The organism is Algibacillus agarilyticus (genome assembly GCF_003286125.1).
In the GTDB taxonomy this organism is placed as follows: Bacteria; Pseudomonadota; Gammaproteobacteria; order Enterobacterales; family Alteromonadaceae; genus Algibacillus; species Algibacillus agarilyticus.
On sequence record NZ_QMED01000067.1, the window covers coordinates 1 to 2,196 of the forward strand.

The following is a 2,196-nucleotide window of genomic DNA, read 5'->3' on the forward strand; positions in this document are numbered from 1 at the left end:
GGTGGCACATTAAGTTTTGTGAAAGCGACTGACCCTGCGAACGGTACTGTAACCGTTAATACCGATGGCACGTTCAGCTATACACCAAACAGTAACTACACTGGTTCAGATTCATTCACCTACACGGTGACGGATGCGGATTCAGGTGAAAGCTTGACGCAAACCGTCAGTGTGACGGTTGCCGCCGCGACGGATTTAACTGCTGCGGATGACAGCTTTAATGCAACCGAAGATACGGTATTAAACGGCAGTGTTGCCGGTAATGATTCAACCACCTCAGGTGGCACATTAAGCTTTGTGAAAGCAAGTGATCCAAGTAACGGCACGGTAACCGTTAATACCGATGGCACGTTCAGCTACACGCCAAACAGTAACTACACGGGCTCAGATTCATTCACCTACACGGTGACGGATGCGGATTCAGGTGAAAGCTTGACGCAAACCGTGAGTGTGACGGTTGCCGCTGCGACGGATTTAACCGCCGCGGATGATAACTTTAGTGCGACGGAAGATTCGGTATTAAACGGCTCAGTAGCCGGTAATGACAGCACCACGTCAGGTGGCACACTAAGCTTTGTGAAAGCAAGCGATCCAAGTAATGGTACGGTGACGGTTAATACCGACGGTACGTTCAGCTACACACCAAACAGTAATTACACCGGCAATGACAGCTTTACTTACACCGTAACGGATGCAGATTCAGGCGAAAGCTTGACGCAAACGGTTAATGTCACAGTGGCGTCCGCCACCGATTTAACCGCTGCGGATGATAACTTCAGTGCGACAGAAGATACGGCCTTAACCGGCAGTGTTGCCGGTAATGACAGCACCACCTCAGGTGGCACATTAAGCTTTGCAAAAGCAAGCGATCCAAGTAACGGTACGGTGACGGTTAACACCGACGGTACGTTTACCTATACACCAAACAGCAACTACACCGGAACCGATTCATTTACGTATACCGTGACTGATTCAAGTTCAGGTGAAACCTTGACGCAAACGGTGAATGTGACGGTTGCAGCTGCAACTGATTTAACCGCTGCGGATGACAGCTTCAATGCAACCGAAGATAAGGTATTAAACGGCAGTGTTGCCGGTAATGATTCAACCACCTCAGGTGGCACATTAAGTTTTGTGAAAGCGACTGACCCTGCGAACGGTACTGTAACCGTTAATACCGATGGCANCTCAGATTCATTCACCTACACGGTGATGGATGCGAGTTCAGGCGAAAGCTTGACGCAAACGGTCAGTGTGACAGTAGGGGCTGTAACGGATTTAACCGCTGCGGATGATAGCTTCAATGCAACCGAAGATACGGTATTAAACGGCAGTGTTGCTGGGAATGACAGTACGACTTCGGGTGGCACATTAAGCTTTGTGAAAGCGACTGACCCTGCGAACGGTACCGTAACCGTTAATGCCGATGGTACGTTCAGCTACACGCCAAACAGTAATTACACGGGCTCAGATTCATTCACCTACACGGTGACGGATGCGGATTCAGGCGAAAGCTTGACACAAACCGTCAGTGTGACAGTAGGTGCTGTAACCGATTTAACCGCTGCGGATGACAGTTTCAATGCAACCGAAGATACGGTATTAAACGGCAGTGTTGCCGGTAATGACAGTACGACTTCGGGTGGCACATTAAGCTTTGTGAAAGCGACAGACCCAAGTCATGGCACGGTAACCGTTAATACCGATGGTACGTTCAGCTATACACCAAACAGTAACTACACGGGCTCAGATTCATTCACCTACACGGTGACGGATGCGGATTCAGGTGAAAGCTTGACGCAAACCGTCAGTGTGACAGTAGGTGCTGTAACCGATTTAACCGCTGCGGATGATAGCTTTAATGCAACCGAAGATACGGTGTTAAACGGCTCAGTGACCGGTAATGACAGTACGACTTCGGGTGGTACATTAAGCTTTGTGAAAGCAAGCGATCCAAGTCACGGTACGGTGACGGTTAATACCGACGGCACGTTCAGCTACACGCCAAACAGTAACTACACGGGCTCAGATTCATTCACCTACACGGTGACGGATGCCGATTCAGGCGAAAGCTTGACACAAACGGTCAGTGTGACGGTTGCCGCGGTAACCGATTTAACCGCTGCGGATGACAGCTTTAATGCAACCGAAGATACGGTGTTAAACGGCTCAGTAGCCGGGAATGACTCAACCACC

At 49.7% G+C, this 2,196-nt stretch carries 1 protein-coding gene; it reads left to right on the forward strand.

Annotation, left to right across the window (positions count from 1 at the left end):
* Positions 1-2,196 (forward strand): beta strand repeat-containing protein (locus DPX34_RS21495; protein WP_157964820.1); only part of this gene is annotated, 2,196 nt, incomplete at both ends.